This window comes from Sorangium sp. So ce590 (genome assembly GCF_051521365.1).
In the GTDB taxonomy this organism is placed as follows: Bacteria; Myxococcota_A; Polyangia; order Polyangiales; family Polyangiaceae; genus Sorangium.
In genome coordinates this window covers 9,232,859-9,256,586 of the sequence record NZ_CP150346.1, presented here as the reverse complement: position 1 = coordinate 9,256,586, position 23,728 = coordinate 9,232,859, and the positions used below count along the sequence as shown (strand labels likewise).

General features: G+C 72.5%; 18 protein-coding genes and 1 pseudogene. 7 read left to right on the top strand and 12 right to left on the bottom strand.

What is annotated here, in order from left to right; genetic code table 11:
• Positions 1 to 324: 324 nt before the first annotated feature.
• Together WMF28_RS35055 and WMF28_RS35050 are read left to right on the top strand one after the other, a co-directional pair.
• Positions 325 to 930: a 5-formyltetrahydrofolate cyclo-ligase gene (locus tag WMF28_RS35055; RefSeq protein ID WP_437597874.1), complete on the top strand. Its 606-nt coding sequence runs from the start codon at positions 325 to 327 to the stop codon at positions 928 to 930.
• Position 931: 1 nt separating this feature from the next.
• Positions 932 to 3,361 carry a hypothetical protein gene (locus WMF28_RS35050; RefSeq protein ID WP_437597873.1) on the top strand — a complete coding sequence of 810 codons (2,430 nt, stop codon included), beginning with the start codon at positions 932 to 934 and terminating at the stop codon, positions 3,359 to 3,361.
• Positions 3,362 to 3,662: 301 nt separating this feature from the next.
• Here the strand turns inward: WMF28_RS35050 and WMF28_RS35045 are convergent, their stop codons facing one another.
• Positions 3,663 to 3,992 (bottom strand): PilZ domain-containing protein, encoded by a 330-nt coding sequence (locus WMF28_RS35045; RefSeq protein WP_437480723.1) that lies wholly within the window; start codon positions 3,990 to 3,992, stop codon positions 3,663 to 3,665.
• 159 nt (positions 3,993 to 4,151) lie between these two features.
• On the opposite strand from WMF28_RS35045, the gene WMF28_RS35040 reads away from it, so the two are divergent.
• On the top strand, positions 4,152 to 4,328 hold the full coding sequence (locus tag WMF28_RS35040) for a hypothetical protein (protein WP_437495098.1): 177 nt from the start codon (positions 4,152 to 4,154) through the stop codon (positions 4,326 to 4,328).
• Positions 4,329 to 4,470: 142 nt separating this feature from the next.
• Here the strand turns inward: WMF28_RS35040 and WMF28_RS35035 are convergent.
• Positions 4,471 to 4,575: pseudogene (locus WMF28_RS35035) on the bottom strand (protein adenylyltransferase SelO family protein); the annotation flags it as partial.
• Between the two features lie 641 nt (positions 4,576 to 5,216).
• Between WMF28_RS35035 and WMF28_RS35030 the strand changes: the two are divergent.
• The gene (locus WMF28_RS35030; RefSeq protein ID WP_437597872.1) at positions 5,217 to 7,097 is read left to right on the top strand and encodes a hypothetical protein; all 1,881 of its coding nucleotides are present in this window, start codon (positions 5,217 to 5,219) and stop codon (positions 7,095 to 7,097) included.
• Between the two features lie 30 nt (positions 7,098 to 7,127).
• Here WMF28_RS35030 and WMF28_RS35025 read toward each other — a convergent pair whose 3' ends face one another.
• The 3 genes from WMF28_RS35025 to WMF28_RS35015 all read right to left on the bottom strand — a co-directional run bounded on the left by WMF28_RS35025 (position 7,128) and on the right by WMF28_RS35015 (position 11,187).
• The gene (locus tag WMF28_RS35025) at positions 7,128 to 9,182 is read right to left on the bottom strand and encodes a M3 family metallopeptidase (RefSeq protein ID WP_437597871.1); all 2,055 of its coding nucleotides are present in this window, start codon (positions 9,180 to 9,182) and stop codon (positions 7,128 to 7,130) included.
• A gap of 182 nt (positions 9,183 to 9,364) precedes the next feature.
• Positions 9,365 to 10,549 carry an acyl-CoA dehydrogenase family protein gene (locus WMF28_RS35020; RefSeq protein WP_437597870.1) on the bottom strand — a complete coding sequence of 395 codons (1,185 nt, stop codon included), beginning with the start codon at positions 10,547 to 10,549 and terminating at the stop codon, positions 9,365 to 9,367.
• A gap of 83 nt (positions 10,550 to 10,632) precedes the next feature.
• Positions 10,633 to 11,187, bottom strand: coding sequence for a CAP domain-containing protein (locus WMF28_RS35015; RefSeq protein ID WP_437604337.1), 555 nt, complete (start codon positions 11,185 to 11,187; stop codon positions 10,633 to 10,635).
• Positions 11,188 to 11,580: 393 nt separating this feature from the next.
• Here WMF28_RS35015 and WMF28_RS35010 point away from each other — a divergent pair, with 393 nt between their 5' ends.
• Positions 11,581 to 12,765 carry a hypothetical protein gene (locus tag WMF28_RS35010; RefSeq protein ID WP_437597869.1) on the top strand — a complete coding sequence of 395 codons (1,185 nt, stop codon included), beginning with the start codon at positions 11,581 to 11,583 and terminating at the stop codon, positions 12,763 to 12,765.
• A gap of 171 nt (positions 12,766 to 12,936) precedes the next feature.
• On the opposite strand, the gene WMF28_RS35005 is transcribed toward WMF28_RS35010, so the two are convergent.
• Positions 12,937 to 13,986, bottom strand: a complete 1,050-nt coding sequence (locus WMF28_RS35005; protein ID WP_437597868.1) for an AraC family transcriptional regulator ligand-binding domain-containing protein — start codon at positions 13,984 to 13,986, stop codon at positions 12,937 to 12,939.
• 77 nt (positions 13,987 to 14,063) lie between these two features.
• On the opposite strand from WMF28_RS35005, the gene WMF28_RS35000 reads away from it, so the two are divergent.
• Positions 14,064 to 15,089: a Rieske 2Fe-2S domain-containing protein gene (locus tag WMF28_RS35000; protein WP_437597867.1), complete on the top strand. Its 1,026-nt coding sequence runs from the start codon at positions 14,064 to 14,066 to the stop codon at positions 15,087 to 15,089.
• Positions 15,090 to 15,141: 52 nt separating this feature from the next.
• Here WMF28_RS35000 and WMF28_RS34995 read toward each other — a convergent pair whose 3' ends face one another.
• From WMF28_RS34995 to WMF28_RS34975, 5 genes are all read right to left on the bottom strand, one after another.
• Complete coding sequence (locus WMF28_RS34995) at positions 15,142 to 15,612, bottom strand: response regulator (RefSeq protein ID WP_437597866.1); 471 nt, start codon at positions 15,610 to 15,612, stop codon at positions 15,142 to 15,144.
• A gap of 192 nt (positions 15,613 to 15,804) precedes the next feature.
• The gene (locus WMF28_RS34990) at positions 15,805 to 17,187 is read right to left on the bottom strand and encodes a sigma-54-dependent transcriptional regulator (protein WP_437597865.1); all 1,383 of its coding nucleotides are present in this window, start codon (positions 17,185 to 17,187) and stop codon (positions 15,805 to 15,807) included.
• Between the two features lie 51 nt (positions 17,188 to 17,238).
• Entirely contained in the window at positions 17,239 to 18,759 is a 1,521-nt protein-coding gene (locus tag WMF28_RS34985; RefSeq protein ID WP_437597864.1) for a sensor histidine kinase, read from the bottom strand.
• Positions 18,760 to 18,914: 155 nt separating this feature from the next.
• Positions 18,915 to 19,919, bottom strand: a complete 1,005-nt coding sequence (locus tag WMF28_RS34980; protein ID WP_437597863.1) for a flavin-nucleotide-binding protein — start codon at positions 19,917 to 19,919, stop codon at positions 18,915 to 18,917.
• Entirely contained in the window at positions 19,916 to 20,539 is a 624-nt protein-coding gene (locus tag WMF28_RS34975) for a glutathione S-transferase family protein (protein WP_437597862.1), read from the bottom strand. Before WMF28_RS34975 ends, WMF28_RS34980 begins: the two co-directional genes overlap by 4 nt.
• Before the next feature lie 148 nt (positions 20,540 to 20,687).
• On the opposite strand from WMF28_RS34975, the gene WMF28_RS34970 reads away from it, so the two are divergent.
• A complete protein-coding gene (locus tag WMF28_RS34970; protein WP_437597861.1) occupies positions 20,688 to 21,587 on the top strand; it encodes a LysR family transcriptional regulator in 900 nt (299 codons plus the stop codon).
• 327 nt (positions 21,588 to 21,914) lie between these two features.
• On the opposite strand, the gene WMF28_RS34965 is transcribed toward WMF28_RS34970, so the two are convergent.
• Positions 21,915 to 23,300 carry an alpha/beta hydrolase family protein gene (locus tag WMF28_RS34965; RefSeq protein WP_437597860.1) on the bottom strand — a complete coding sequence of 462 codons (1,386 nt, stop codon included), beginning with the start codon at positions 23,298 to 23,300 and terminating at the stop codon, positions 21,915 to 21,917.
• Positions 23,301 to 23,728 lie beyond the last annotated feature (428 nt).

Sequence of the window (23,728 nt, the reverse complement as noted above, 5' to 3'; positions counted from 1 at the left end):
CGGCCACCCTGGCTCGCTCATTGCCTTATTGGAACCTTGGCGCTTCAAACATCCGCCCTGCCCACGCTGTCTACGCGGGCGAGGCCGTCAACACAAGCGGTGCCACCGGGCTCGTCCGTGAACTCACCTCGGCTCGCCCGTCGCCGCCGCCCGCTGCCGCCCCTCGAGCCGGCCTCTGCCCCCTCTGGAACCTCGGCCGCGCCCCACCCCCTGCAAAACCGCCACACCCGCGACCGCATGCGCCGCCGCGCGCCGATTTCTCACACGACGGTTCCCCGATCCCGGGCGGCCTCTCTAGGATGCGCGCCGGAGGAACCACCGAGCATGGATCCCGATGCCGAGATCGCCCTGCGCTACCGCGCAAAAGCCGAGCTGCGGAAGCGCGCCCGGGCCGTCCGCAGCTCCATCCCCCGCGACGCCCTCCTCGAGCGGTCGCGCCGCATCCAGCGCGCCCTCGCGGAGCTGCCGGCCGTCGCCGCGGCCCGGCGCGTCGCGCTCTTCTACCCGATCGAGGACCGCAACGAGGTCGACCTCCGCGAGCTCGACCCGCTCCTGCGCGCCCGCGGCGTCCAGGTGGCGTACCCCGCCATCGATCCCGAGTCGCGCGTCATGACCTTCCGCTTCGTCGCCGATCCCGAGGCCATGCAGGAGCGCGGCCTCGGCTTCCGCGAGCCCGACCCCGCCGACGAGGAGGCCGCGGCGCTCGACGTCATCGTCGTCCCCGCCCTCCAGATCGACCCGCGCGGGCACCGGATCGGCTACGGCGCCGGCTACTACGACAGCACGCTCCCGCGCTTCTGCCCCCCGGCGCACGCCGTCGGCGTCGCGTTCGACTTCCAGCTCGTCGCCGAGGTGCCCGCGACCGAGGGCGACGTCGCGCTCGGGACCGTCGTGACCGACGCCCGCGTGCTCGCCGCCGAACCCGCCTAGGATGCCGCTGGAACAGGTGGAAGCGGCGAGCGGAAGCGGCAGGGCCGTCCTCCTCGCCGCCATCGCGTCCGGCACGATGATCGCCCAGCAGGTCGCCGGTCGGGCCACCCGCGACGCCCTCTTCCTCGCCACCTTCGGCGCCGCCGACGTTCCCAAGGTCATGGCCGCCGGCGCGGTGCTCTCGTTCGCCGCCGTCCTCCTGCTCTCGCGCGCCCTCCTCCAGCTCTCCCCGGCGCGCGTCGTCCCCGCCACCTGCGCCGCGAGCTCGGTCCTCCTCGTCCTGGAGTGGGCCCTCGCCCTGCGCGCGCCCGGCGCGGCCGCCCTCGTCTTCTACCTGCACATCGCCGTCTTCGGCGCGACCCTCATCTCCGCCTTCTGGTCGCTCGTCAACGAGCGCTTCGACCCCCACACGGCGCGCCACTCCATGGGGCGCATCGCGGGCGGCGGGACGCTCGGCGGCGTGATCGGCGGCCTGTTCGCCTGGCGCACCAGCCACCTCATGGACGCCCCGACCATGCTCCTCGCCCTCGCCGGAGTGAGCGCGCTCTCCGCCTGGGCGACCCACCTCCTCGGCGCGAGCCTCCCGGGCGGGGGCGCGGCCAGCGCCGCGGGCGAGGGGCCGCGCGCCGGCGCCTCGGGGCTCCGCGCGCTGCGCGAGAGCAGCCACCTGCGCGACCTCGCCCTGCTCGTCGCGCTCGGCGCCGTGAGCGGCGCGCTGTTCGACGTGGCCCTCAGCGCCGAGGCCGCCGCCGCGATGCGCGACCGCAACGAGCTGCTCTCGTTCTTCGCGCTCTTCCACCTCTCGGTGAGCGTGCTCTCGTTCCTGGCGCAGTCGCTCGCCGCCACCTTCTCGCTCGACCGGCTCGGGCTCGCCGCCACCATCGGCATCCTCCCGGCCGCCGTCCTCACGAGCTCCCTCTCCGTGGTCGTCGCGCCGCGGCTCTGGTCGGCCGCCATCGTCCGCGCCACCGAGGCGGTGCTCCGGAACTCGCTGTTCCGGTCGGGCTACGAGCTGCTCTACACGCCCCTGCCGCCGGACCAGAAGCGGTCGATCAAGACGCTCATCGACGTCGGCTTCGACCGCATCGGCACCGCGGCGGGCAGCGGCGTCGCGATGGTCCTGCTCATTGTCGCGCCGGGGGGTGGGTCGCCGCCGCTCCTCATCGGCCTCGGCACGGCGGTCGTGGGCGTCACGCTGCTCTTCACGCCGCGGCTGCACCGGGGCTACGTGGCCGCGCTCGAGAGCAGCCTGCGCTCGGGCGCCGTCTCGCTCGACCCGGCCAGCGTCGTCGACGCGACCACCCGCCGCACCCTGAGCGGCACCGTCGACGCGCTCAGCCGCGACAGGGTGCTCGCCGAGCTCGCCGCGCTCCGGAAGGGGGCGGCGGCGCGGTCCGACGGCGAGCGCGCCCCCGGGGACGGCGAGCACACGTCGTACGCCGGTCCGCCGCTCTCCAGCCGCGCACCGCTCTCCGGCCGCGCGCCGCTCTCCGGCCGCGCGCCCGGGGACGGCCACGGGCCTCCGGCGGGCGAGCGCAAGGTCGCCGAAGGGCCGCTCTCGGCGCGCGCCGCGTCGGCCGCGATCGCGTCCGACCCGGTGCTCGCGGTGATCGCCGACCTCCGCTCGGGCGACCCCGAGCGCGTCCGCCGGGGGCTCGTCCGGGAGCCGGACCCCGCGCTCGTCGCGCACCTCCTCCCGCTCCTCGAGCGCGAGGGGCTCATCTCGGAGGCGATCCGCGCGCTCCGCGCCGTCGCCCCCCGCGCGACCGGCCAGCTCCTCGACGCGCTGCTCGATCCGGCCGGGAGCGTCGCCGTCCGGCGCCGCGTCCCGCGGGTGCTCCAGGCCTGCCCCACCCAGCGCGCCGCCGACGGGCTGATGCTCGGCCTCGCCGACGAGCGCTTCGAGGTGCGCTACCAGTGCGGCGTGGCGCTCGCGCGCCTGCTCCAGCATCGCGCGCCGATCCACCTGCCCCGCGAGGACGTGATCGCGGCGGCGACGCGGGAGATCGAGATCGACCGCCGGGTGTGGGACGCCCAGCCCGCGAACGCGTCCGCGCCGGCCGAGGCGCCCCTTGGAGAGCGCCTGCTCGTCGAGCGGACGAGCCGCAGCCTGGAGCATGTCTTCCGGGTGCTCTCGCTCTGCCTGGAGCGCGAGCCCCTGGAGATCGCCTACCGGGCGCTCCACGCCGACGACGCGCACCTCCGCGGGACCGCGCTCGAGTACCTGGAGAACGTGCTGCCGCCTCCCATCCGCGAGCGCCTCTGGCCGTACCTGGGCGCCCGCCCGGCCGCCCCTGCCGAGCCGCCCGCCGCCGGGCCCCGCGTGCAGCGCCTGCCCGAGCAGGCCCTCGACGAGCTTCGCCGCTCTGCCGCCTGCATCCCGCGGACGTCGATCTCCGCCGCACGCCGGCGCAGGGAGCCGCGCACGTAGCGCGGGACGCCCCCGCTCCGGGGCGGCTGCCCGGGCGCCGCGCGGGGGCCGCCATCGAGCGCCGGGCGGCGTGAACGGCCCGCGGATCCGGCGAGCGACAAAAAGAAAAAGCGTCGCCGGGGCCCGGGGGGGGGAGGGGCCGCACCAGCAACGCTGCCCTCTGGATTAGCAGCTCGCGTGCCACCGCGAGAAGATCAAAATTCCCCGCAAGTTCGCATAGATGTCCCGGGCGAATCCCCCGGGGGTTGCACTCCTGCGATTTCACCCTTGCAGGCGCGCATTGCGTCGGGGGCGGCCATCTCTAATGGAGTGGCTCGCGGCGCCGGGCTCTGTCGTCGAGGTGCTCGGCGATCGTGAGCCGGTCGGCGTCGCTCATGACCACGAAGCGGACGGCGAGCAGGTTGTCGCGGTCCCAGACCGGGCGGGCGCGCAGCCGGATGGGGCGCCCGGCCCCGATATCGAGCTCGAACGGGGTGAGCGCCGGCAGCGCCCGGCCCGCGAGCGCGGGCGCGCGCTCGACGATCATGCCCGTGGGGGAGAGATCGATCGCGCGGCACCGGTGCCTGTGGCCGTCGACGAGCGCCGAGACGGGGAAGTCGACCTGCGCACGCGCGCCCTGCCTACGATCCATGGGGTTCCTCCTTGGGGTCCTCGTGGGGGCGCCAAGCCTAGGCCGCGCGGCACGCCCGGGCCAAACATCGGGCGGGCGGGCCCCGCTGGCGGCTCGCAGCGCGGGTGCGCGATCCCGGCGCGGGTGCGATATGCTGGCGCGGCGAAAGGAAGGCCGGCGATGCCCACGTGCCGCGAGTGCAACAGCGAGGTCGACGAGCTCAAGACGATCAAGGTCGGAACCAAGAAGAAGAAGGTCTGTGAGGACTGCGCCGATCGCGCCGCCCAGGAGGGCGCGATCGCCGAGGAGAGCGAGGCGGTGGTGCAGCAGATGATGGGCTTCAAGGGCAGGCGCTGAGCGCGCCGCCGGGCGCCGCTCGGTGCGCCGGATCCCGTGGATCCCGGAGGAAGCCGGGAATCCACGAAAGAAGACGAAGCCTCCTTCCGAGTCGATTCGTCCTTCCCAGTATTCCTTCCTGAGCGGCTCCTCGTTCCTCGGGGTCGGGGCGCCGCCGCAACAAGCTGCCGAATCGGACATGAGAGCGGCTCAGTCGCGCGCGCGGCGACGAGCGCGTGGGCGAGCGCTCGTCGCCGCGGAAGAGCGCCCGGCGCCCGTGTTACCGCGGCGCGCGCTCGACGTTCCGCGGCAGCGGCTCGAAGCGTGAATGGTGCTGCTCCCCGCGCACACGCGGCGAGATCGCCGAGGCCGACAGCGCGAGTTCCTGCTCCTGAACGCAGCGTCTTTCCGGGAAGAAACTCGCCTCGACGGGGCGTGGACGCCGCCTCCGAGCTCGAGAGCGCGGGGGGCAACGTAGGTGAAGGTCAGTGAATGGCGTGGAGAACCCGGTTGTATTGGGCGTTGACCTACATTTCAGCGGGATTTCGCCCTTGATGGAGCGGGCGAGCGACCACTTCGCTACACATTCCTCACATCAGCGGACGAACTGCGCATTGCAGTTTTGCATCGAATTTTGCAACCTTGATGTGAAAAACAGCTCGGGTGTGCGACCTAATTGATCGCTGGTTTGGGTTTCGAAAGCATTTCGTCTTGACCCTTCGCGGCAATCCGGGAATAAGTGATCTCACGAGAGCGCCGGTATCCGCCCCTCTGGTGCTGAATGGTCTGCACCGATGGTTCGCGGCGCGAAGGCCGACAGTGGGAGGCTAGCTTACTGCCCCCTGTGGCCTTCGCCCGTTACGGTCCTGTTCACCACAGGGGTTCGACGACGCCGGGGGAGAAAAAGCCATGCATTCGATTTCTCAGGGCTTTGGGTCGCGGTCGTTCGCTGCCGGTAAGTTCATCGCCTCGCTTGTGGCGATGTCGATCGTCGGCTCCGGCTGCGCGCCGCTCGACGAGGACGTGACCGCGGAGGAGCTGGACGCGGAGGAGCAGGCCGCCGGCACGACGTATCAAGTCGGCCCGACGCGGACTTACAAGACCATCGGCGACGTCGCGGGCCGGCTGAAGCCGGGCGACGTGGTGGAGGTCGACGGCAACGCGACGTACTCGGGCAACATCAGGATCACGAAGTGGGGCACGCCCACCGCGAAGATCACCATCCGCGGCAAGCGCGTCTCCGGGAAGCGCCCCGTCCTCAAGGGCGGCACCAACACCATCGAGCTCAATGCGAACCACGTCGTGATCGAGGGGTTCGATGTGACCGGTGGCACGTCGAGGTGCATTTTTCACCATGGTCACGATGTCACCATTCGTGACACCGTGGTCCACGATTGCCCCGCGCACGGCATCCTCGGCGCCGACGGCGACTCGGGCTCGCTGACCCTGGAGTACGTGGAGGTCTACAAGTGCGGGCAGGGGACGCAGAAGCACCCGATCTACATGGCCACGGACGAGACCGCTTATCCGGGCGCCGTGTTCCGGATGCAGCACAGCTATGTCCATGATGCAAACGGCGGCAATGCGGTGAAGTCCCGCGCGGAGCGGAACGAGATCTACTATAACTGGATCGAGGGCGGGCTCTACAAGGACCTCGAGCTCATCGGCCCTGACGGGCAGGATCCGGGGCTCGCGCGGGAGGACTCCGACGTTGTCGGCAACGTCTTCCGCAAGACGCACACGCAGTACGTGGTGCGCGTCGGCGGCGACGGCACGGGCGACACGAACGGGCGGTACCGGTTCGTGAACAACACGTTCCTGCTGATGGCGGGGTCGAGCGCGGCGATCCACCTGTTCGATGGCATCGAGAGCATCGAGCTGCACAACAACGTCTTTCACCGCGTCGGGGGCGGGAGCGTCCAGGTCTTCCGCGACGACGCGAGATGGAAGACCGGCAGCCCGCTCATCAAGGGCGTCAACAACGCCGTGCCCACGGGCACGACCGTGCCTTCCGGCTTCACGGGGACGCGGATCGTGAGCGATCCGGGCTTCACGAGCATCGCCAACCGCGACGTGTCGCTGCTGGCGTCGAGCCCGCTCCGCAACGCCGGCGTGAGCCAGACGTCGGGGATCTCGGGGCGCGCGTTCCCGTCGCCGCTGGCGCTGCCGCTCTTCCACCCGCCGAAGGGGGCGATCGCGGCCGTCGGCGGCGCGCTGCGGCGGACCTCGGTGGGCGCGATCGACATCGGCGCCTTCGAGTACGGCTCGGGGACGACGCAGACGCCGACCCAGCCGGCGCCGACGGAGCCGACGCAGCCGACGACACCGGCGCCGTCGTGCCCGAGCGTGGACGCCGGCGAGTGGGTGAATACGCCGCTGACGACGCAGTGGGGCACCTTCACGGCGACCTGGGACGTGACGCCGAGCGCGTCGAAGATCGACGGCGTGGTCGGGCTGTCGAGCGGCGCGGCGGATGCGTGGACCGAGCTCGCGGCGAGCGTGATCTTCGACGAGCAGGGCAACGTCCGGGTGCGGAACGGCTCGCGCTACCAGGCGACGACGGTGTTCCCGTACTCGGCCGGGACGACGTACACGGTCCGGATGGTGGTCGAGACGTCGTCGCGGCGGTACTCGGTGTTCATCCGGCCGCGGAACGGCACCGAGGTGCAGCTCGCGAACGGGTACGCGTTCAGGACCGAGCAGGCGCAGATCCGGTCGCTCAACAACTGGGCGATGACCCAGACCGTGGCGGCGGCGTCGCTGTCGGCTTGCAACTTCTCGATGAAGTGATTGCTCGGAGGGGGGCGCCGCGCAGCGGGCTCAGGCGAGGCCGCTGCGCTGGAGCAGGGCGTCGAGGGTGGGCTCGCGGCCGCGGAAGCTCCTGTAGAGATCCATCGGGTCCTGCGTGTCGCCGAGCGCGAGGATCTGGCTCCGGAACGCGTCGCCCACCTTCCGGCTGAACAGGCCCTCCTCCTGGAAGCGGGAGAAGGCGTCGGCGTCCAGCACCTCGGCCCACTTGTAGGAGTAGTAGCCGGCGGCGTAGCCCACCGGGCTCGAGAAGAGGTGCGAGAAGCCGGCGATCATGGCGTAGCCCTCGGGCAGCGGGACGGGCGAGTAGCGCGCGAGGACCTCGCGCGCGAACTCGACGACATCGCCGCGCTCGGGGGCCCAGTCCATGTGCAGCGCGAGGTCGATCTCGGCGAAGCCGAGCTGCCGCATCGTCGTGGCGCCGGCGCGGAACGTGCGGGCGGCGCGCATCCGCTGGAGCAGGTCGTCCGGGACCGGCGCGCCCGTCTCGTGGTGGCGCGCGAAGAGATCGAGCGCCTCGCGCTCCCAGCACCAGTTCTCCATGATCTGCGAGGGGAGCTCGACGAAGTCCCAGGCGACGTTGGTGCCGGCGAGGCTCCGGATCGGCACCCGGCTCGAGGCGTGGTGCATCATGTGCCCGAACTCGTGGAACAGCGTCTCGACCTCGCGGTGGTTGAGCAGCGCGGGGCGGCCGCCGACCGGCGGGGTGAAGCTGCCCGCCAGGATCTCGAGGTGCCGCGCGTCCTCGCCGGCCGCGCCCCCGCCCTCGCTCGGCGCGCCCGTGACGAGCCCGTGCATCCAGGCGCCGTCGCGCTTCTGCTCGCGCGGCGCGAAGTCGAGGTAGAAGGCGGCGCTCTGGGCGCCGTCCGCCTCGAGGAGCCTGTAGGCGCGGACGCTCGGGTGCCACGTGGGGGCGTCCTGCCAGGGCGTGATGCGCACGCCGTAGAGGCGGTGGGCGACCTCGAACAGGCCGGAGACGACGCGATCCAGCGGGAAATAGGGGCGGAGCGCCTCGTCGTCGAAGTCGTAGCGGGCGCGGCGCAGCTTCTCGGCGTAGTAGGCGACGTCCCACGGCGAGAGCGGCGGCGCGAAAGGGCCCTCGATCTCGCGGCGGAAGGCGGCGAGCTCCTCCTTCTCGCGGGCGAAGACCGGCTCGGTGCGCTCCCGCAGCGTCGCGACGAAGCGGCGCGCCTCGGCGCCCGTCTTGGCCATGCGATCCTCGAGCACGAGATCGGCGAAGGTCGCGTAGCCGAGCAGCGCCGCCTTCTCGCGGCGGAGCTCGAGGATGCGGCGGAGGAGCGGGCGGTTGTCGTGGTCGCCCTCGGTCGCCCGCGTGTTGAAGGCGCGGTAGAAGCGCTCGCGGATCGAGGCGTCGTCGAGGTGCGTGAGGACCGGGATGTAGCTCGGCGCCTGGAGCGTGAAGCGGTAGCCCTTGACGCCCTTGTCCTGCGCGCTCTGGCGGGCGGCCTCGACCGCGCTCGGCGGCAGGCCGGCGAGGCGGGCAGGGTCCTCGACAACGAACTCGAAGGCGTTCGTCGCGTCGAGCACGTTCTGCGAGAAGCGCAGGGTGAGCGTCGCGAGCTCGACGTCGATCTCGGACAGGCGCTTCTTGCCCGGAGGGTCGAGCTCGGCGCCGCTCCGGCGGAAATCGTCGAGGGTCTTCTTGAAGAAGCGGCGCCGCGGGCCGGTCAGCGCCGCGGCCTCGGGCGTGGCCGCGAACGCCTTGAGCGCGCCGTAGACGCCCTCGTTCAAGGCAATGCCGCTCAGGAACTCGCTGACCTCCGGCTGGACGGCGTTGTAGGCGGCGCGCAGCTCGGGCGTGGTCGACGTCGATTCGAGGTGCGAGACGACGTTCATGGCGCGGTCGAGCCGATCGGTGACGGCCTCGAGCGCGGCGAGGGTGCTGTCGTAGGTGCGGGGGCCGGGCGTCGCGATGAGGGCCTCCAGCCGGGCGCGGGCGTCGTCGAGCAGCGCGCGCACCGCGGGCTCGACGTGCTCGCTCCGGATGCGATCGAACGGGATCTCGAAGCCGAGAGAGAGCAGGGGATTGTCGGTCGCTTCGGTCATGATCGTTCCTGGTTGGGCGTGAGGGGCCGACGGACGGGGCGCGGCGCCGGCTACCCTCGGCCGGGCCGCGCAGCCCTTCCTTGGTAAAGGCGTCCCGGGGGGTTGGCTAGTGCCGGGCGCGCGAAGCCGCCGGAGCGCGGCGCAGGGGTCCGGGCATCGTGGCCGGAATCCAGCGGGCGGCGCTAGGCGCCGAGCCACCGCGCGACGATCGTGGCGAGCACGTCGGACGTCCCCGAATGGATGCTGCCGCCGAGCGCGTCGTCCACGGCGGAGGGGAGGCCGCTCTCCTCGAGGTAGCCGGCGCCGCCGCGGAGCTGGAGATCGTCCAGCGCGAACTGCACGGCCGAGTCCGCCGTGTGCCACTTGGCCAGCGCGGCCTCGGCCTGGCCGCGGTGGCCCTTGTCGAGCTCCCAGGCGGCGCGGTAGACGAGCAGCCGCGAGGTCTCCAGCCGCAGCTTCATCTGCGCGAGGCGGTGCGCGACGGCCTGGTGGCGCGCGATCGCCTGGCCGCCGATCGCGCGCTCCCGGGCAAAGCGGACGGCCTCGCCGAGGGCGCGCTCCATGGCGCCGAGGCGGAAGGCGAGGATCAGCGCGCGCTCGTAGGTCATCGCGATCTGGAAGACGGCGAGGCCGGCGCCGGCGCGGCCGAGGAGCGCGTCGGGGCCGACCTCGCAGCCGGAGAACGAGACGGGCGCGAGCCGCGCGCCGCGGAGGCCCGCGGTCGCCAGCGGGGCGCCCGGGCGGATGCGCGCCGCGTCGGCCCCCGCCGCGCCGGCGCGAGCGCCCTCCGCGTCCGCCCCGCCCGCGCCGGCGCGGGGGACGAGCAGCGCCGTGAGGCCGCGCGCCGGCGCCCCCCCGGCGCGGCCCTCGCCGCCGTCGCGCGCGATCGCGAGGTACACGTCGGCCCGGTCGGCCCAGGTCACGTACCGCTTCTCGCCGGTGAGCCGGTAGCCGGAGGCGGCGCGGTCGGCCGTGGCCTGCACCGACGCGACGTCCGAGCCGGCGCCGGCCTCGGTGGCCGCGACCGTCGCCATGCAGTCGCCGGTCGCCATCCGCGGCAGCCAGGCGCGCTGCTGCGCGGGCGTGCCCACCCGGGCGAGCAGGAGCGCCACGCCGAAGAGGTGCGCCCCCGCGGCGAGCAGGACGCCGCCGTCGCGCAGCGCCGCGCCGAGGCCCTCGTAGGCGAGCGCCGTCGTGACGAGGTCGAGGCCCTCGCCGCCGAGATCGCGGGCGATCGGCAGGCCGAGGGCGCCCCCCCGGGCGAGGACGCGCATGCGGTCGTCCGGGGCCGCGGCGTCGGCCTCGGCGCCGAGGGCGCGCATGCGGTCGTGGACGGCGCGCTGGGCCGGGGTCCATCCGAAGTCCATCGCCGCTGCGATACCAGAGCGGGCGAGGGGCGGCGATGGCGCGACGTGGGGTGCGAGGACGGCGCGCGGCGCCCGCGCTCGGCTCAGTAGGGGGGCTGTTGGTTGAAATTCCCGGGAGGATCGTAGTTGCACACCCAGAGCTGCCAGGACCCGCCGCCGAACGGCGAGCCGTCCGTGCAATCGGCGACCCCGCAGCCGAGCCGCAGGGAGTCGGCCCAGACCACCTGAGTGTAATGGCCGCAGGTGGAGCTGCAGGCGTTGCTCGCAAGGTCGTAGTTGGCCGCCTCGTCGACCCACGCGGCGACGACGTCCTCCGGCGTGGTCGCGGAGCCGCTCGTGGCGTAGAGGTTCTCTCCGTAGCCGGTCTTGCTGTGGCCGAACACGCATCCATCGGCGTAGGCCTGGGCCGCCGCGGCGATCTCGGGCGACCACGTGAGCGGGGGGATCGGCGGGTCGGCGGGCGGGTCGACCGCGGCGCGCGCCCTGTTGTGGACCGCCGTGATCCCGGCCATCCCGGGCGGCTCGCCGGCGGCCTGGCCCACCGTGCCCTCGTCGTCGGACGAGCCGCTGCACGCGGCCGTCAGGGCGAGCACGAGAGAGAGCCGCGAGAGCCGGGGGACCTGTGGGCCGAGCGTCATCACGGGGCCATTGTCCTACGGCTCGACCGAGCTCTGCAACGGCTATTCGATGATGGCTATGTGAAAACACGACGTGCCGTGTCATGCCGCGTCGAGAGCATCCCTGGACGGCCGCATCCGGGTATTTTACCCGCGCCGAGACGCACATCAACAGATCTCGTCATGCATTGCTGGCTCGCTGACGGGCTTCGCGCTAGGGGCACGTCGAGAGCGGCGACGATTCCGCAGGATGGTCCTTGTCATCCGGGTCGGTCTATGAATTATTGTCGCCCTGCTCCGGAGGCGGCTGCCGCCCGAGCGCGAAGGTGAGCGGCTGCCCCCATGGGGGGTTTGCCGCTCTCGCGGCGATCGGGCACCGGACGCGCTCCCGACAAAGAACCAAGGAGTTTCCTGATGGATATCCGTGTGACGTGGCGAATCGCGACATTCCCTCTGGTGCTGGCGGGGCTCTCGCTCGTTCCGCTCATGGGGTGTGACAAGGCCGCGGAGCTGCAGAATGACCTCTGCTGTCGCGATTTCACGCCGGGCGCCGATCTCACCGCGGTGGAGTGGGGGCTCGATGCACGAGCCGAGCTCGATTATGGTGCCTTCATGCAGTCCGTGTCCGACTTCACCGGGGCCGCGGGCGCCATCGTGGCCGACGTCACAAGCGCCTGTCAGGCGATCGCGCTGGATCTCGGCGAGGACGCGGCGACGATCACGGCGACGAAGCCGAGCGAGCGGGCGACGCAGTGGTGTGAGCTCGCCATCGACGCGCTCGGGGACACGACGGCCGATCTGTCGATCTCCTTCCAGCCGCCGAGCTGCACGGTCGACGCGAGCGTGCAGGCGAACTGCGAGGCGAAGTGCAGCGCCAACGTCGAGTGCCAGCTGACGCCGGGGGAGATCGTCGCGCGCTGTGAGCCTGGCGAGCTCTCGGGGCGTTGCGAGGGCTCGTGCGAGGGCTCGTGCGAGGGCTCGGCCAACCTGGCCGTCAACTGCGAGGGCACGTGCGAGGGCACGTGCGAGGGGACGTGCGAGGGCGACTGCGCCGCGACGACCGCCGGCGGCGACTGCCGCGGGGAGTGCAAGGGCACCTGCACGGGCCAGTGCCGCGGCTCGTGCTCGTTCGATGCCGGTGTGGACGTGCAGTGCAACGCCGATTGCTCGGGCAAGTGCGACGTCGATTTCAAGGCGCCGAAGTGCAGGGCCGAGCTCAGCGAGCCGAAGGCCGAGTGCACGGGGACCGCGGAGTGCGACGGCTCCTGCAAGGCGAGCGCGAGCGCGAAGGCGAGCTGCAAGGAGCCCGCGGTCAACATCGAGGGCGGGACCGACGCCGAGGTGGTGATCGCGACGCTCAAGACGAACCTGCCGCGGCTCCTGGTCGCGGCCCAGGCGCGTGGCCAGCTGCTTCTCAACAGCGCCGAGGCGGTGGTCACGATCGCGCCCAACCTCGATGCAACGGGCAGCGTGAAGGCGGGGGCGTGCATCATCCCGGCCACCAACGCGATCACGCAGGCGGTCGAGAACATCGAGGCGAGCCTCACGGCGAGCGCCAACGTGATGGGCAAGCTCGAGATCGCCCCCGGGGGCCCGTGAACGCGCGCCCGGCGGCGGCGCGGGCCGCGGCCGGGCGAGCATGAGCTCCGGAAGCCGGCCGAGGCCGGGCGCCGCGCGCGCTCGCCTCGGCCGTCGCCGTTCGTCCGCCTTCGCGCGCAGGCCCTCGCGTCCTGCGGCTCGCGACGGCGCTCGGCTCCTCCTCGGCACCTGTCACTGCGGCCCAGCTCCCCTGGCGCGGACGCGGAACGCCTCCGGCGTCACGCCGGTCCAGCGCCGGAACGCCCGGTGGAACGCGCTCGGCTCCGAGTAGCCGAGCAGGTAGGCCACCTCGCCGATCGCCATGTCGGTCTCCAGGAGCGCCGCCGCGCGGCCGCGCCGGACCTCGTCGAGCAGGGCGTGGGTCGACGTGCCCTCGTCGCCGAGGCGGCGCTGGAGCGTGCGCGGGCTCATCCGCAGGCGCGCCGCGAGCGCGCCCAGGTCGGCCCCCTCGCGCAGCCGCTCGCCGAGGAGCGCCCGCACGCGGCCGGACAGCGCGGGCGGCGCCGCGCCGGGCAGGCTCGCCGCGAGGACGCGCACCTGGCGCTCCAGGAAGGCGGCGAGCGCCTCGTTCGCGTGCGGCAGCGGCCGGTCCAGCGCCTCGACCGGCATGACCAGCTCGGTCTGCGGCGCCCCGAACAGCACCGGCGCGCCGAGCCGCCGCGCCTTCTCCTCCGGATCGCCGCCGGGCGCATGGCGAAAGCGCACCGCGACCGCCTGGATCGGGTCGCCGCACATGCGCCCGGCGTTCACGAGCACGTCGAACGCGAACATCTCCGCCACCTGGCCGTGGGCCGGCCGATCGGGCCCGAACGGCGCGAAGGTGAGGTGCGCGCAGCGACCGCGGAGCTCCAGGGTGTAGCGCTCGCCCTCGTTCCAGAGCTGCTGGTAGCGGAGCATCCGGTGGAAGGCCTCGCCGAGGGTGGGGCTGCTCATGGCGAGGAAGCCGAGGGCGTCGAAGTGCTCCGGCTGAAAGCGCCCCGCGAAGTCGAGGCCGAGGTGCGGATCGGCGGCGGCCGCCACGGCCGCCTCGACGAGCGCGTAGAACGCCGCGAGCGGCACGCGGGCGTCGGGATCGGCGAGCGCCGCGGCCGGGAGCCCCGCGGCCTCGAGCAGCGCGGCGCGATCCACCCCGCGCTGCGCCGCGTGGTCCGCGAGCTGCGCGGCGGTGCGGGCCCAGATCGTCGGCGCGCGCGCCGGCGCCCGGGCGGCCTGGCGCCGCATGTCAGCCCTTGTGGCGCGCGCGGTCACTGCCCCCTCGCCGAGGGAGCCTCAGGCTTCCGGGCAAGCGGAGGAGCACTATGCGAAGGCACGGCATCGAGGAAGGGCGCGGCGGGTTCGTCGAGGGCGCCTGGTACATCATCGCGGACGCGGCCCGGGTGGGCAAGCGGCCGGTCACCGTCGAGCGGTTCGGGACGCGCCTCGTGCTGTTCCGGGACGAGCGCGGCGCCCTGGTCGCGGCGCGGGCGCGCTGCCCGCACCGCGGCGCGGATCTCGGCCTGGGGCGGGTCGTGGACGGGACGATCGAGTGCCCGTACCACGGCTTCCGGTTCGCCTCGGACGGGCGCTGCGTGGCGATCCCGTGCGAGGGGCGCGGGGCGAGCGCGCGCGGCGCGGCCGATGCGCTCGCGCTGACCCGCTACGAGGTGCGCGAGCAGCGGGGCTTCGTGTGGCTCTTCTGGGGCGAGCGACCGGCGGAGCTGCCGCCGGTGCCCTGGTTCGAGGGCCTGCCGGCCGACGAGCGGCACGCCCACACGGCGTCGATGGACTGGGACGTGCCGTTCGCGCGCGCGATGGAGGGGATGCTCGACGTTCACCACCTGCCGTTCGCGCACCGGCCCTGGGTGCCCGGCGTCGGCGCGCTGCTCGATCCCTACGACGTCCGCGTGGAGGGCGACGTCATCCACGCCGTGGGGGTGCTTCGCCACGACGACGGGGAGCCGTGGGACGGCCGCCGGGGGTTGAAGTTCGAGCTGGAGGTGCGCTTCCCGGGCCTGCTGCGCCTGTCGTTCGGGAAGGTGGTGGAGGGCCTGGTGGGGTGCGCGCCGATCGACGCGGGGCGGACGGCGATCGTGGGGCGGTACTACCTGCCGATCCCGGTGATCGGGCGGCTCCTGGCGAGGCTCGGGATGCTGATGGAGTTCCGGCTGATCCAGCCGGGCGACGAGCGGATGCTCGCGTCGTCGGAGCCGCGCGACGCGGACCTGGACGCGTGCCGCTTCGTGCGTGCGGATGCGGGGATCCTCGCGTGGCACAAGATGCGTCGGGCGCGGCTGAAGGCTCCGCGCGAGGGGGAGCCGCGCCGGCTGCCGGTGGAGCCGGGGTGAGGCGTCGCGGCGCCGGTGGGGGCGACGGGGGCGCGCGCGGCCGGGCGGCGCGTCAGCTGCGGATCGAGGTGAGGGTGTGGACGATGATCCGCAGATCGTCGATGTCGAGCGGCTTGTCGAGCACCGCGTCGGCGCCCAGGCGGTAGGCCTCGGCGTGGGTCTCCGGGTCGCCGAACGCGGTGATGAGGACGACGGGCGTCGCCCAGTCGTCGCGGCGCAGCCCGGCGAGCAGCTCGAGGCCGCTCTTGCCCGGCATCCGGATGTCGCTCACCACGACGTCGACCGGGGCGCCGTTGCCGGAGACCAGCGCGTCGCCCATCAGATCGAGGACGTGGTTGGCGTCGCGCGCCTCCAGGACGTCGTAGCCGTCGCGGCGGAGGGCGGTGGCGAGCAGCAGCCGCAGCTCCCTGTCGTCCTCGGCCAGGAGCACGCGGACGGGCGCGGCGACGAGGCGGACGCTCGGCTGGGGTTCGGGGGTCACACTCGGGGACCAGGCATGTTCGCGGAGCTGCTGGGGGGTCATCGGGGTCTCCTTATGACCGCTCCTTGTGCAGATATCGTGCCATTGACCATTCCATCCATTGCAGGCAGCGTGCCGCCGGCGGCCGCCCGCCCGCCCGAACCGACCCGGGTTGAGGTGGCCCTGGTCGAGGTGGCCTCGCCGGCCGCCCCCGGCCCGGGGCGTCCTTCCTCGCCCGGGGTATTCCTCCGCGCTTCAGCCGCCCTTCGCCGGCACGGCGGGCGGCTCCCACCGATCGAGCTTGCGGTGCAGCGTCTTCCGGTCGAGCCCGAGGATCCGCGCCGCCAGCGTCTTGTTCCCGCCGGCCGCCTCGAGCACCCGCAGGATGTACCGGCGCTCCACCTCTTCCAGCGGCACGAGCTCCGACGGATCGTCCGCCGCCACGAGGACGTGCGACGGCCGGTGCTCCCGGATCTTCGCCGGCAGATCGTCCACCGTGATCTCCTGGTACCGCGTGAGCGCCACCGCCCGCTCGATGCAGTTCTGGATCTCCCGCACGTTGCCCGGCCACGAGTACGCGAGCAGCCGCTCGGCCGCCGCCGGCGACAGGCCCACCACCTCCTTGGCCGAGCGCGCGGCGAAGTCCTCCAGGAAGCGCTGCGCGAGCAGCAGCACGTCGCTGCCCCGCGCCCGCACCGGCGGCAGCTCCAGGTGGAGCACGTTGACCCGGTAGTACAGGTCCTCCCGGAACCGGCGCTCCTCGACGGCCGCGTCCAGATCGCGGTTCGTCGCCGCCACGATGCGCGCGTCGAAGGGCACCTCCGCGTTCCCGCCCACCGGCCGCACCCGGCGCTCCTGCAGGGCGCGGAGCAGCTTCGGCTGCACCGAGAGCGGCAGCTCCCCGATCTCGTCGAGGAGCAGCGTCCCGCCGTTCGCCTCGACGAACAGCCCGGGGCGCGACGCGCGCGCGTCGGTGAACGCGCCCCGCACGTGCCCGAAGAGCTCGCTCTCGATCAGCGACTCCGGCACCGCCGCGCAGTTGATCGCCACGAACGGCCCCCCCTTGCGGCGGCTCCGCTCGTGCAGCGCCCGCGCGACGACCTCCTTGCCCGTCCCGCTCTCGCCCGTGATGAGCACCGTCGCCTCCGCGTCGGCGATGCGCTCGATCAGGTCCTGCACCCGCCGCATCGCGCCGCTCCGGCCGATGAGGTCCGGGGACGCCCCGGGCCCGGCCACGGCGCGGCGCAGCCGCCGCACCTCGGCCTTGAGGGCGTGGTGCGCGATCGCCCGCTCCAGCGCCAGCGCCAGCGCCTCGATGTCGACCGGCTTGGTCACGTAGTCGTATGCGCCCGCGCGGATCGCCTCCACCGCGGTCTCGATGCTGCCGAAGGCGGTGATCACCACCACGGGCAGGTCCGGCCGGATCTCGGCCGCCCGGCGGCAGACAGCGATCCCGTCCATGCCGCGCATGTTCAGATCGGTCAGGAGGACGTCGAAGCGCTCGTCCTCCTCGAGCAGCGAGAGCGCCTCCGCCGGTGAGGTCTGCGTGGTCGCCTCGACGCCCCGCGAGCGGAGGTCCGCCGCGAGCCACGCGCACATGGCCTCGTCGTCGTCGATGATCAGCGCTCGCCTTCCCATGTTTCCTCGATGGATCCCGTAGTACAGGGCCGCGCCTGCGGCCAGCCGCGGCTAGGCCGCCGCCCCGGCCGGCCCGCCCCGCCCCGGCGAGGGCGCGCCCTCGTCCCCGGCCGCCGGGCCCGCGCCTCCCCGGTCGCTCGGGGGGAGGTGCACCGTGAAGGTCGAGCCCTTGCCACGCTCGCTCTCCAGGTCGATCCAGCCCCCATGCTCGCGCACGATGCCGTAGGAGACGCTCAGCCCGAGGCCGGTGCCCTCGCCGACGTCCTTCGTGGTGAAGAACGGCTCGAAGATGCGGGCGATGTGCTCGGGCGCGATCCCGTCGCCGCGGTCGATCACCCGGATGGCGATGTGCTCGCCCTCGGCGCCGCCGTGATCGGCCGGGGGGCGCGCGAGCGCGCGCTCGACGCGGACGGTGAGCTCACCGCCCCGCTTCATCGACTGCATGCCGTTCATGACGAGGTTCGTGAGCACCTGCTGCATCTGCCCGGCGTCCACCTCGGCCTCGGCGCGCGATGGGGCGAGAGCCGCCTCGTCGAGGCGGAGCGTCACGCTCCGCTTGCGGGCGAGGGGCTCCAGGAGGGCCAGCGTCTGGCGCACGATCTGCGCGAGATTGGCCGGCGCCTTCTGCGCCACCCGGCGGCGCGCGAAATCGAGCAGGTGCCGGATGATCTTCGTCATCCGGTCCGCCTGCTCCGCGATGATGCGGGCGCTGTCCGCCGCTTCCTCCGGCGGCAGGCCGCGGACGATCATCTTGGCGCGGCCTCCCACCACGTTGAGCGGCGTGCCGAGCTCGTGCGCGATGCCCGACGCGAGCTTGCCCACGGTGGTGAGCCGATCGGCGTGCCGGAGCTGCTCCAGCGCGGCGATGCGCGCGGTCGTCTCCCGGGCGGCGCGCTCGCGCGCCTCGGCCAGGTGTTCGCACATCGCGTTGATCTCGCGGGCGATCTGCCCGAGCTCGTCGCGCTGCGACAGGAGCAGCGGACCGCCGAGGTCGCCTTCCCCGATGCGCCGGGTCTTGTCGACGAGCCGTCGCGTCGGGCGCCCGACGAGGATCTGCCCGAAGGTCATCGCCAGGAGCCCGCTCAGCGCCGCGAGGGCGATGATGGTGGTCACCGTGTTGACCACGCTCGCCTGGACGTACGTCTCCTCCTCCTCGAGCGACTCCGAGATCTCGATGGCCCCGACGCGCGCCGGGTCCACGGCGACCGGCGCGTACGTGTAGATGCGCCCGGTCCTGTCGCCCTCGCGCTGCATCCGGAACACCTCGGCGCCCCCCGAGAGCTCGGCGATCTCCTCGGCGGGCAGCGCCGGCGCGAAGCGATCGCCGGCCGGCGCGTCGAGCCACACCCAGCGGAAGCGCACCCCATCCTCGCGCTCGCTCGCCTCGTGGAGCACGCGGAGCGCCTCGTCGATCCCGTCCCGGCGCCATGTCTCGGTCACCGCCGCGCGGAGCGCGATGCCGATGAGGTGCTCGTCGCGCCGCACGTCCGCCTCGAACAGCGCCCGTTCGCGCCGGACCGAGAGGTAGCCGTAGAGGCTCAGCACGGCGCACATGACGAGGACGAGGGCCAAGGTGAGTTTGCTGGCGAGCCGCATGATTGCTGGAGCAGAATGCAGGACGCGTGCGCATTCTCAAGGCCGCGCGTCGCGTCGCGGGCTGGCCTCGGTCGCCCCGGATCTCCCCGGCGGGGCAAAACTCCCCCGGGCCGGCCCGCCGCCGCGCGGCGTCACGCGCGCTCCACGCCCTCCCACGAGCCGGTCGCCGCGAGCTGCGGCGCCGCCACCGGCGCCGACCAGCGCAGCGGCACAGCGTCCTCCCGAAAGACGCCCTCGGCCACCCGGAACCGCAGGAGCCGCTGAGCTCCGGCGAAGGCCGAGAGCTCCGGGCCGTCCCAGAGCACCTCGGCCTCTCCGGTCAGCGACAGCACCCCGCCCGACGCGAAATCCACGAAGAGCAGCCCCGCGCGCGGGTCCAGCGCCAGGTTGCCGAACGTGTTGAACGCGAAATTGCCGGTGAAATCCGGCGAGGTCAGCGCCGTGCGGCCGTCCTCCTCGGTCACGCGCACGAAGCCGGGCTTGCCGCCCCGGTGGGACACGTCGGCCCCCTCGACCGCGCTGCCCCCGCGCGCGGCCGGCGCGGCGGTCGCGATGAAGAACGTGTCCGCGCGCCGGATCAGCGCCGCCGCGCCGGCCGACAGCGCCGGTCCTTCCGCCTGCGCCGCAGGAGGCGCGGCGGCCGCGTCCGGCTCTCTCACGAACCTCGGCTCTCGCGCCTGGATGTACTGCGCGCAGTTGCCGAAGCTCTGCCCGACCTCGACGACGAAGCCCCCGTCGCCGGCCTCGGCGATCGTGCCGTTCATCCGGTTGCGACGGCGGGTCTCGAGCTGGATGCCGAGGAGGCCCACGGGCGCGCCGGCCACGAGGTGTGCGGCGAGCGGATCGCCGGGCGGAGGACGCGCGTTCACCGCGAGCGTCCGGGGATCCGGAGATGCGATGAACCCCGGCCGCCCCACCAGGATGGAGGCCCATGGCCGCCCCTGCGCGTCGAGGCTCCCGACGAGCAGAAACGGCAGCTTCGTGAACAGCTCGCGGTGCTGGTCGGGCATGAAGTCCCGGATGATCCTGCGTCCGGCCTTCTCGGCCCGCTCGCGCGCGCCGGCCCGCGCCTGCAGGGCCATCTCGCCCGGGTGATAGGGTGATCCCTCACCGGGCCAGCCGGACGGGGCGGTCACGGGAGCGCCCTTTGCATTGGCACGAAGCCGGGCAGGTCCTCCACGCGGGCGAGCCACGCGCGGATGTGGCCATACGGATCGAGCGGCGCGCCGCCCTCCGGCGCGTGCGCTGTATACGTGTACATCGCGACGTCGGCGAGGGTCGGCTCATCGCCCGAGAGGAAGCGCCGCGCCGCGAGGTGCTGGTCGAGCACCGCGAAGAGCTGGGCGGCGATCGCCCTGGCCCGCTCGTGATCCAGCCTGAAGCCGAACACGCTCACGAGGCGCGCCGCCGCGGGCCCGGCCGCGAGCTGCCCCGCGGCCACGGAGAGCCATTGCTGCACGCGCGCCGCCGCCACCGGATCGCGCGGGAGCCAGCGCCTCGACGGGTCGTACCGCGCGGCCAGATAAACGAGGATCGCGTTGCTGTCGGCCATCGTCACGTCGCCGTCCTCGATCACCGGCACCTGACCGAAGGGGCTCTTGCTCAGGAACTCGGGCGTCTTGTGGGCGCCGCTCTTCAGATCGACGTCGATGCGCTCGAACGGAAGCCCGAGCAGCGACAGGAACAGCTCCACACGGTGCGCGTGCCCCGAGAGCGGATGGCGATAAAGACGGAGTGGGCTGGCAGGGATCGTCATCGAGGTGTCCTTTCGACTGGATGGCCGCAGGAGGCGGCACAGCCCGCGTGTGCCTGCCTCCCGCTCGCCAACCGAAGATACCCATTCCGGTCGTCGAGGGTAATGCCCGTCCTTGACAAGAGACCGTTCCGTGAACTGGAATAATCCGATGGATCGCCTGGACACCCTGCGCGTGTTCGTCGCCGTCGCCGAGGAGGAGGGCTTCGCGCCCGCGGCCCGGCGGCTGTCGATGTCGCCGCCGGCGGTGACGCGGGCCATTTCCGCGCTCGAGGAGCGGATCGGCACGCGGCTCCTGCACCGCACCACGCGCGTCGTCCGCCTGACCGAGGCGGGCGCCCGGTTCCTCGCGGACTGCAAGCGGATCCTGGGCGAGCTCGAGGAGGCCGAGGCGTCGGCGGCCGGGTCCCACGCCGCGCTGCGGGGGCAGATCGGGGTGACGGCGCCGGTCATGTTCGGCCGGATGTTCGTCGCGCCGGTCGTCTTCGACTTCCTGGCGCGCCATCCGCGCGTGTCGGCGCGGACGCTGCTCGTCGACCGCATCGTCGACATGCTCGACGAGGGGCTCGACGTGGCCGTCCGGATTGCCCATCTGCCCGACTCGTCGCTGACCGCGATCCGTGTCGGCTCGGTGCGGCGGGTGGTCTGCGCGTCGCCGGGCTACCTGGCCGCGCGCGGCGCGCCCGCGGCGCCGGCCGACCTGGCGCAGCTCGACACCATCTCCTTCTCGCCGACGGGCGCTCCCGCGGAGTGGTCGTTCGCGTCGGGCGCGCGGGTCGAGAAGGTCCTCCCGCCGTCCCAGCTCCTCGTCAACACCGCCGACGTCGCCATCGCAGCGGCCGTGGCCGGGCGGGGGCTCGCGCGGGTGCTCTCCTATCAGATTGGCCCGGAGCTGCGCGACGGCCGTCTTTCCATCGTGCTTCCGGCGTTCGAGCCCCCGCCGGTCCCGATCCACGTCGTCCACGCCGAGGGCCGGCGCGCGGCGGCGAGGGTGCGTGCCTTCGTCGACTTCCTCGTCGAGCGGCTCCGGTCCGAGACGTGGCTGAGGTGATCGCGGCCTGCGCCGGCGAACGTCGACGAAGCAAAGCCTCAGATGCTTCCGAACCTGGCGGCGTCGCGCCCGCCGCCGCGGCGCGACCTCAACCGCTCCCATCCCAGAGCCGGAACGCGCCTCTCGGCGCGATCCACGCGTAGGGCTCTCGTCCGGCCTGTCTCGGATCCGTTACCGACTTCCGGCCGGGGCCATGGCTCAGCGGCTATCTGGAACGTATCGCCACGGTCTCGGGTTTCTCGCGGCGTCGGCAGCTGAAGCCGAGGCGTTCTCCCTGGGCGCCAATCGAGCTCGGTCTCCCGATCGACGAGCCAGCAGAGGACTCGCTCACCGCAGGGCGGGGGTCTCCCAGTCGATCACGTTGGTGAAGTCCAGATCGAAGTTGCCCTCTTGCGGCCGGATGACGATCTCGGTCTCTGCGTTCATTCCTTTGAGGAACTTGTCCACGAACGCCTTGACGCTAGCCTGTTGAGCTGCCGGGGCCGCGCAGTGACCGTGGTTGCTCGTGAAGTCGAAGCCGATGTTCTCTGGCACTCCCATGGCCTTCCAGACTTCCTTGGCGGCATTGACCGATTTCCATCCGGATTCATCACCCAGCCACTCAAAGTCCTGGTTGCCCAGGGCGATGACGGCGCGGGGGGCGATCATGGCGATGAGCTCATGGTGGTCGTGGGGCAAGCTGTAGGGGTCGAGCTGCTTCATGCTGCCCAGGAACCAGGAGCCGTTGGTGTTGTCGATCTTCTCGATGTTCGTCCCCGTACGGGTCGTGAAGTCTTGAGACGTCCTCCAGGAGGTGATGCCACCCCCTCCCGATTCCTGGGCGACGGTGAGCGCCACCCGTTCATCGAACGCACCGCCGAACAGGGCCATTTTCCCGGCGTAGGAGCAGCCCTGCAGGCCGATCTTGGTCGGATCGACGTTCAGCTCGTCCTTCACCTGCTCGATGCCGTCGATGAGGCGGCTGATACCCCATGACCAGGCGTTGTACTTTCCGATTTTGCCCCACAGGTCGGGGTACACTTTGTAGAAGGGGTTGCTTTGGCTGTGCGAGCCGCTGCCCCCGTCGTAGCCCACCACCTGATCGTGCATGAAGGGGATCTGGGTACAGCCGCTGATCAGGCCCGCGTTCCCGTTCATCCCGATGGCGACGCAGCTGCCCGACCCTCCGATATCGGAGGTGAGCGTGATCGAGCCTGCAGCTGTCGTGACGACGACGTTCAGCTTGTTGCCGGAGACGCTGGCCTCGACCTTCGGGGGTTCAGGCTTGGGGCCAATTTCGTACTTCTCAATCTCCGCCTTGATCTCCGCTCGCCGGCACTTCCATGCTGCCTTGGTGGTGATGGCGGTCCCGTCGTCCATGACGAAGGGATTGGGCAGATTGTCATTCTTCTTCAGTCCACCGGCAGTCACCTCACAGTCGGCGCCGGTGTGCTCGGGGTAGCCATCACCGACGACCGGACCGCCGCCTGCGCCGGAGGCACCGCCACCAGTCCCTGCACCGCCCGCGCCGCTCGTGGCGGGGCCTGCGCCACCGGCTCCACTGCCGCTGGTGCCGCTCGCCGACGACGTGCCGGTGGTCGACCCAGCGCCGCCGGTCGGACTGCCGCCGCCGGTGCTGGTGTCGCCCGTGTCATCGCTCGAGCCGCACGCGACGAGCAGGGGGAGGATGGCGGTTGCGGTGAGCAGCTTGGAGTACTTCGATCGAAAGGACATGGTGGGCCTCGCTGAGTCTGAGGGGCTCGGCACGGTCAGGGTCGAACCGGTCGTGCTGCGCTCTTCCCCGTCGGAAACACGCGCAGCGCGACCGCATGTACATTCCCGGTGGAAGGCATTTCGATCAGCTCCCAGGGGTCGCAACCGCCGTTCTCACGATGCTTGCGTTGAACGCGTTGCCCTCCGGAGGAGCGGCCGCCCCGCGTCGAGATGCCCGCTGCGCAGCGCACGCGCCGTCCGCAGATCTCCCCGTTTCGGGTATCGCACGAGGGGTCGAGAGAATACACCTGTCACCGCTGTCAAAGCGCGCGGGAAGCCTCGCTCGGCGACATCACGTTACGATCGGTAACACGCGGACCACATCGCGTTACGATCAGTAACAGGAGCGGATCTGGCTGCGCCAGGCCCGCGTCGCAGGCCGTGCGCCG